Raw genomic sequence first — 7,606 nt, forward strand, 5'->3', positions numbered from 1 at the left:
GCACCCTGGCCGCCGCCCGGGCGCCCGGCGCCGCCCCCGGTGCGCGGCGATCATGAGCGGGGCTGGGAGGAGGGCGTGGACGAGATCCCCGACGACGAGTTCCCCGTCCGCGACGACGGCGCCACGGAGGCCGTGCACGAGGCGCCCGAGCGCCACGACGCCCCCGAGCACCCCGGCGAGCACGAGTACCCGGGCCACCCCGACCCGCCGTCGGACAACCCCGACGCGCCCCGACCCGCCGTCGTGGCCCCCGACCCCGTCGTGGAATGGCGCGCCCACGCCCTGTGTTGCGCGTTCCGAGGACGGGGGGTCCCCGCGGACGTGGACCGACTGTCCGACGGCCGCCCCGTCGTGCGCGGCGCGTACCGGGCCGACCTGGTCGCCCTGGCCACCGCGTGGCGCCGCCCCGACGGCTCGCCGGCCGTCCCGCCCGACCTCGTGCTCGACGGGCCCCGGTTACGGCTGTGGGTCCTGGCCGCCGGGAGCCGACGCGGGCGTGCTTACACTCTCGGTCTCGACCCGCACGCACCGGCGACGCACGAGCCCCTGCTCACGGCGTGTCAGCGTGCGGGCCTCGGCGCCACTCTCGCCGGGGACGAGGACGAGCCCGTGGTCGCGATCGTCGGCCAGCGCCGACAGCGCCGTCTGGCCGAGCTCGTGGGAGGTCGGCCACGGACCCTCGTGGACGGGGTGTGGCCCGGATGACGGACTCCGGACGGGGCCGCGATCCGGCCGCTGACCAGCACCGATCGGTGGAACCACGCAGGGTGGACGAGAGCACGACAGCGGGGGACGACACGTTCTCGATGGCACGGACGCCGCGGTGAGGCACACTGGCGGCGAGCGGGGCACCCGACGACGGGCCGCCGCGAAGCGACGAGACGAGGCATGACTGGTGGCAGCGGGTAAGGCAGCGGCCGGTTCCACGGGGTCGAGGACGACACGGAGCGCAACCACGACTGCGCCCGAGCCCACGACGACCGACGAGGCACCGGCGCAGACCACCCCGACCCAGCGCGGGAGCACGACCGGCACGCGCAAGGGCAACGGCACGAAGAGCGCGGGTGGTGGCCGGAAGAACGGGAACGGGACGGCGACCCCGGCCGGGGACGGCCGCCGTCGGCTGGTGATCGTCGAGTCGCCGGCCAAGGCCCGCAAGATCGCCGACTACCTGGGCTCCTCCTACATCGTGGAGTCGAGCCGAGGGCACATCCGCGACCTGCCGCGCGGCGCCGCGGACGTGCCCGCCAAGTACAAGGGCGAGAGCTGGGCACGCCTCGGGGTCGACGTCGACCACGAGTTCGAGCCCCTCTACATCGTCACGCCCGACAAGAAGTCGACGGTCAGCGAGCTCAAGGACGCCCTCAAGGAGGTCGACGAGCTCTACCTCGCGACGGACGGCGACCGCGAGGGCGAGGCCATCGCCTGGCACCTGCTCGAGACGCTCAAGCCCAAGGTGCCGGTCCGGCGCATGGTGTTCCATGAGATCACCGAGTCGGCCATTCAGGCCGCCGCCGCGAACCCACGCGACCTCGACCACGACCTCGTGGACGCGCAGGAGACCCGCCGCATCCTCGACCGGCTCTACGGCTACGAGGTCAGCCCCGTGCTGTGGAAGAAGGTCATGCCGAAGCTCTCGGCGGGCCGCGTGCAGTCGGTGGCCACCCGCGTGATCGTCGAGCGGGAGCGCGAGCGGATGGCGTTCGTCTCGGCGTCCTACTGGGGCATCGACGCCGTCCTGCGCACCGGCAAGGCCCAGGAGCCGGGCAACACCCCCACCTTCAAGGCGTCCCTGACGGCCGTCGACGGGGCGCGGGTGGCGACGGGTCGGGACTTCGACTCGGCGGGCCGTCTCAAGAACGACGACGTGCGCCGGCTCGACGAGGCCGGCGCCGGCCGCCTGGTCGAGGCGCTGGCGAGCAGCGAGTACACGGTGAGCTCCGTCGAGGAGAAGCCGTACACGCGCAAGCCCTACGCGCCGTTCATGACCTCCACGCTCCAGCAGGAGGGCGGCCGCAAGCTGCGGTTCTCGTCCGAGCGGACGATGCGCACCGCGCAGCGGCTGTACGAGAACGGCTACATCACCTACATGCGTACGGACTCCACGACGCTGTCGGAGACCGCGATCAACGCCGCGCGCACCCAGGCCCGCGACCTCTACGGCGCCGAGAACGTCGCCGAGTCGCCGCGGCAGTACACGCGCAAGGTGAAGAACGCCCAGGAGGCCCACGAGGCGATCCGGCCCGCGGGTGACTCGTTCCGGACGCCGGGCCAGGTCGCGAACCAGCTCAGCGGCGACGAGTTCCGGCTCTACGAGCTGATCTGGCAGCGCACCATCGCCAGCCAGATGCGCGACGCGCGGGGCACGACGATGACCGTGCGCATCACCGCCCCGGCCGCCACCGGCGAGGAGTGCACCTTCACCGCCTCCGGGCGCACGATCACGTTCCCGGGGTTCCTGCGGGCCTACGTCGAGACCGTCGACGAGCTCGAGGGCGGCCAGGCCGACGACGCCGAGAGCCGGCTGCCGCGCCTGGAGAAGGACGAGAGCCTCACGGCGGACTCGCTCGACCCCTCCGGCCACGCGACCAGCCCGCCCGCCCGCTACACCGAGGCGAGCCTGGTGAAGACGCTCGAGGAGCGGGGGATCGGCCGCCCGTCGACCTACGCGTCGATCATCAACACGATCCAGGAGCGCGGGTACGTCTGGAAGAAGGGCGCGGCGCTCGTCCCGAGCTGGATCGCGTTCGCGGTCGTCGGGCTGATGGAACGGCACTTCGAGCGGCTCGTGGACTACGACTTCACCGCCACGCTCGAGGACGAGCTCGACGCGATCGCGTCCGGCAACGCGCAGCGCCAGACCTGGCTCTCGCACTTCTACTTCGGCGGGAACAACGGCGACGGCGCGGCCCTCACCGGGGACGGCGTCGAGGCGTCGATGACCCACCTGGGCGGGCTGAAGAAGCTCGTCGGGGACAACCTCGAGGGCATCGACGCGCGCGAGGTCAACTCGCTGCGGATGTTCGCCGACGACCAGGGGCGCGACGTCGTCGTCCGCGTCGGCCGCTATGGGCCCTACCTCGAGCGGATGATCGTCGGTGACGACGGCGAGGAGAAGAGCCAGCGGGCGAACCTCCCCGACGACCTCCCGCCCGACGAGCTCGACCTCGCGCTCGCCGAGGAGCTGTTCTCCACCCCGCAGGAGGGGCGCTCGCTGGGCACCGACCCGGAGACGGGCCACGAGATCCTCGCGAAGGAGGGTCGCTTCGGGCCGTACGTCACCGAGGTGCTGCCCGAGGGCGCGAAGGAGAAGCCGCGCACCGGCTCGCTCTTCGCCTCGATGACGCTCTCCGAGATCACGCTCGACGACGCACTCAAGCTGCTCTCGCTGCCGCGCGTGGTCGGCACGGACCCGGAGACGGGTGTCGAGATCACCGCGCAGAACGGGCGCTACGGGCCGTACATCAAGAAGGACAAGGACTCGCGCTCGCTCGACAGCGAGGACAAGCTCTTCACGGTCACCCTCGAGGAGGCCCAGAAGATCTTCGCGCAGCCGAAGCAGCGCGGGCGGGCCGCCGCGAAGCCGCCGCTCAAGGAGCTCGGCAAGGACCCGGTCTCGGGTGAGCAGATGGTCGTCAAGGACGGCCGCTTCGGCCCGTACGTCACCGACGGCACTGGCTACAACGCCTCGCTGCGCAAGGGGGACGACGTCGAGACCCTGACCGACGAGCGGGCGGCCGAGCTGCTCGCGGAGAAGCGGGCGAAGGGTCCGGCGCCGAAGAAGGCGCCCGCGCGGTCGTCGGCGTCGAAGTCCACGGCGTCGAAGTCCACGGCCTCGAAGTCGAGCACCACGAAGTCGAGCACCACGAAGAAGGCGCCGGCCAAGAAGACGACGACCCGGAAGTCGCCGACCACCTGACCTCGACACCCCCCCGAGGGGTACACCACGCATCTCCGACGACCGTCGGGCCTGCGCGGTGTGCCCCTCGGCCGGGGCCTACGACGAGGGCCGCCTCATTCGCTGGTGTAGGAGTAGCCCCCGGGCAGGTCGACGGTCTTCTTCTTCGTGCGGCTGTTCCAGGTGAACGGGCCCACCTTGACGCTGTAGGACACCGTCTTGCCCGACTCGGAGCGGGAGACGTTCCGCCAGATCGGGAGCGGTCCCAGACGGCGGTGCTTGCGGTAGTTGAGCCCCACGGGTCCTCCAGGGTCGGATGATCTCGGCGGCTCCGTGCCCGTTCCGCCGGGACCTCACGCTCGCCGCGAGTCCACGAACGTGCACGCCTCCTCCGCGAGGTCGCGCCAGGCGTCGGGGTCGACCGTCGCGACCGCCACCCACTCCTTCATCGGGCGCCCGCGGCCGGCGCCGAACGGGGCGCCCTGCCCGGACTCGACGAGGGCGCTCACCCGGGCCGCCGGGAGCTTCACGACGAGCGCGCGGTCCTGCACCATCGCGAAGATCGACCCGTGCACGGTGAGGGCCTGTGCCCCGAACCCGCGCCGCGTCGGGTCGGGCGGGGCCACCCCGTCCCGGTCGCGCAGGGCGGTGACGACACCGTCGAAGCACTCGTCGGGAAGCACCGCGTCAGCGTCCCCCGCCCGCACGGTGGCCGAGACCGCCCGTTCGTGTGATGGTCGGGGGATGGACGCAGGGGGCCCGCGCCACACCGACCCGCTCGCGGGTGCCGACGGCACCGCACCGCCGCCGCCCGGCGCCGACCCGACGGCGAGCCGCGCCCGCCCGTCCGACCTCCGGTTGCCGCCCGCCACCGATGACGACGCGGTCGCGGAGTGGATGGACGCCGACCGCGAGCGCGGCCTGCAGCCCTGGACCCCCGAGGCCCGCGAGGTGCCCCCGCCGCGACCGGTGCCGCCCCAGCGCCGCCACCGCACGCTGCCGCCGGAGACGGGCGAGCCGGTCGCGGTGCGTGGCGGACCCCCCGAGGACGAGCCCGTCTGGCGGCGGGAGCGCCGCGAGGAGGCCGAGTTCCTCGCCGAGTTCGGGGAGTGGCGGTCCGGCGTGACGACTCCGTCGAGCGCGGGCCGGCTCGGCGGGGTGCGCCTGGGAGCCCCGCTGCTCGTGCTGATCGCGATCCTCGTCGCGATCGCGGCGCTCGCGCTGCACCTGTGAGCGGAGCCTGTCGGACCCCTGGGGCATCATCGGCACCGTGAGTGTGTGGTCGCAGGTCGTCGGTCAGCCCGAGGCCGTCGCGGAGCTGCAGGCGGCCGTCGAGCACGCCGCGCGGGTCCGGTTCTCCACCGACGACGCGGGGGACGAGGCCGAGCGGCCCGGCGGCGCGATGACGCACGCCTGGTTGTTCACCGGTCCGCCCGGCTCCGGTCGCTCCGTGGCCGCGCGGGCCTTCGCCGCGGCGCTGCAGTGCCCGCGTCGGGGCTGCGACGCGTGCCAGGTCTGTCGCACCGTCATGGTCGGCACCCACGCCGACGTGCACGAGGTCGCCACCGAGGGGCTCTCGCTGGGCGTCAAGGAGATGCGTGCCGTCATCGAGCGCGCCGCCCGGATGCCGACGACGGCGCGGTGGCAGGTCGTGCTGATCGAGGATGCCGACCGGATGACCGAGCAGGCCTCGAACGCCGTCCTCAAGGCCGTCGAGGAGCCCAACGAGCGCACCGTGTTCCTGCTCTGCGCGCCGAGCGAGCACCCCGACGACGTCAGCGTCACGATCCGCTCGCGATGTCGGCCGCTGCGACTGCGCACGCCCGTGGCGTCCGCGATCGCCGAGGTCCTCGTCGAGCGGGACGGCGTCGACGCCGAGACCGCGAGCTGGGCCGCCAGCGTGTCCGGCGGTCACATCGGCCGGGCCCGGCGGCTGGCGCGCGACGAGAACGCGCGGAACCGGCGCGAGGCCGTGCTCGCCGTCCCGCGCTCCCTGCAGAGCGCGGCCGAGGTGTTCGCGGCCGCGGACGGCCTCGTCGGGGCCGCCGAGGCCGAGGTCGTCGCCCTGACCGGGGAGCGGGACGAGGCCGAGCGCGAGGAGCTGGCGGTCTCCATGGGTGCGGGCGGGTCGGGCAAGGGCGTCGCCCAGGCCCAGCGGGCGGCGAAGGCGGCCGAGAAGGACCTCGTCACCAAGCAGAAGCAGCGCGCCACCCGCACGCGGCGCGACGCGCTGGACCGCGCGCTGGTCGACCTCGCCGGCTACTACCGCGACGTGCTCGTGCGCGGGTTCGGCGCCGCGGTCACCGCCACCCACCCCGACCGTGCCCGCGAGGTGGAGGCGGCGGCCCGGGACGGCTCGCCCGAGGCGGCGCTGCGCCGCCTCGAGGCGGTCCTGGCCTGCCGCGAGGCGCTGGAGACGAACGTGAAGCCGCAGATCGCGGTCGAGGCGATGGTGACCGCCCTGCGCGCTGGGTAGGTCGCCACCCCTCGACGGGCTGCTACCGTCGCGGGGGTGTCGTCATTACGGAACATCGGAATTGCGGTACTCCTCCTGGCGCTGCTCGTCGGCTGCTCCGCGGGGGCACCCGGGTCGCCGACGACACCGCCGGCCGCGGCCGCCTGCGCCCCGCCGCCCCCCACGGCCGACCTCGCGACGTCCGACGGCTGGATCGCCCGGCTCGCCGCCGAGCCGGCGGCCACCGGGCTGGTCGTCGACGACGGCCGCGGACACGTCGTCGCGCACGAGGCGACGACGCCGTTCCCGCTCGCCTCGGCCGCGAAGGTCGTGCACCTGGCCGCCTACGGCGCCGCCGTCGCGGGTGGGCGCGTCCGGGGCGACGAGCCCGTCGCGCTGGCCGAGTGGGAACGCTGGTTCGTACCGGGCACCGACGCCGGGGCGCATGCCGCCGCACTGCGCCGGCTCGGTGTCCCGCCCGGCGGGACCGCGACCATCGACGCGCTGGTCACCGCGATGGTGCAGGAGAGCGACAACGCCGCCGGCGACTGGCTCCGCGCCCGCCTCGGCGACGACGCCCTGCGTGCGGCCGCCGGCTCCACGGGCTGGACGGGCGTCGACCTGCCCTCCTTCTCCGGCGCGGTCGCGCGCCTCGCCCTGCCCGAGCAGGTCCCCGCCGGCCTCGGACGCCCTGAGCTCGCGGGGTTCGAGGCGGCGCTGGGGCAGCGGGTCGGCGACGACCCGGCGTTCCGCGCCGAGGTCGTCCGCCGCTACGCGGCCGCCGCGACGAGCCCCGGGTTCGTGGACACCGCCACGGGCTGGGCCACCACGACCGCCGCCGCCACGCCCACCCAGCTGCTCGGGGCCTACCGGGCGATCGCGACGGGGGCGGTGCCGGGCGCCGACGTCGCCCAGCGCTTCCTGACCTGGCAGGGCACCCAGCCGGGCCTCGGCGGCACCCTCGGCTTCAAGAGCGGGTCGTACCCGGGGGTGCTGACCTTCGGGTCCTTCGTGCGCCGCGACGACGGGTCGCTCGGCTACTCCGTGGTGCTCGCCCGCGATCTGCCGACGACGCCGTCGCTCGACCAGCAGACCCGCGGCGAGCAGCTCCTCGCGCTCGGCCCGCTGCGGTCCCCCCGCGCCTTCGACCGGCTGCGCTGTGTCGCCTGACCGACCGGTTGGGACGATGCCCCGGTGACGGACGACGAGCGCCTGGCGGCGCTGGAGGCGCGGGTCGCGGCGCTCGAGGGCCG

At 74.3% G+C, this 7,606-nt stretch carries 7 protein-coding genes; 5 read left to right on the plus strand and 2 right to left on the minus strand.

Annotation, left to right across the window (positions count from 1 at the left end; translation table 11 throughout):
* A partial coding sequence (locus AC0CYZ_RS11670; protein ID WP_472215445.1) for a hypothetical protein occupies positions 1 to 705 on the plus strand: 705 nt, incomplete at its 5' end.
* Between the two features lie 418 nt (positions 706 to 1,123).
* A complete protein-coding gene (gene topA / locus AC0CYZ_RS11675) occupies positions 1,124 to 3,919 on the plus strand; it encodes a type I DNA topoisomerase (protein ID WP_472215457.1) in 2,796 nt (931 codons plus the stop codon).
* 95 nt (positions 3,920 to 4,014) lie between these two features.
* On the opposite strand, the gene AC0CYZ_RS11680 is transcribed toward topA, so the two are convergent.
* Together AC0CYZ_RS11680 and AC0CYZ_RS11685 are read right to left on the minus strand one after the other, a co-directional pair.
* A complete protein-coding gene (locus tag AC0CYZ_RS11680; RefSeq protein WP_472215447.1) occupies positions 4,015 to 4,197 on the minus strand; it encodes a hypothetical protein in 183 nt (60 codons plus the stop codon).
* 54 nt (positions 4,198 to 4,251) lie between these two features.
* The gene (locus AC0CYZ_RS11685) at positions 4,252 to 4,581 is read right to left on the minus strand and encodes a hypothetical protein (protein ID WP_472215449.1); all 330 of its coding nucleotides are present in this window, start codon (positions 4,579 to 4,581) and stop codon (positions 4,252 to 4,254) included.
* Positions 4,582 to 4,642: 61 nt separating this feature from the next.
* Between AC0CYZ_RS11685 and AC0CYZ_RS11690 the strand changes: the two genes are divergently transcribed.
* The 3 genes from AC0CYZ_RS11690 to AC0CYZ_RS11700 are packed head-to-tail and all read left to right on the plus strand — an operon-like array spanning position 4,643 to position 7,523.
* On the plus strand, positions 4,643 to 5,131 hold the full coding sequence (locus tag AC0CYZ_RS11690) for a hypothetical protein (protein WP_472215451.1): 489 nt from the start codon (positions 4,643 to 4,645) through the stop codon (positions 5,129 to 5,131).
* A 37-nt stretch (positions 5,132 to 5,168) separates the two neighbouring features.
* A complete protein-coding gene (locus tag AC0CYZ_RS11695; protein ID WP_472215453.1) occupies positions 5,169 to 6,374 on the plus strand; it encodes a DNA polymerase III subunit delta' in 1,206 nt (401 codons plus the stop codon).
* A gap of 36 nt (positions 6,375 to 6,410) precedes the next feature.
* Entirely contained in the window at positions 6,411 to 7,523 is a 1,113-nt protein-coding gene (locus AC0CYZ_RS11700) for a serine hydrolase (protein WP_472215455.1), read from the plus strand.
* Positions 7,524 to 7,606 lie beyond the last annotated feature (83 nt).

The organism is Actinomycetospora sp., from assembly GCF_055612215.1.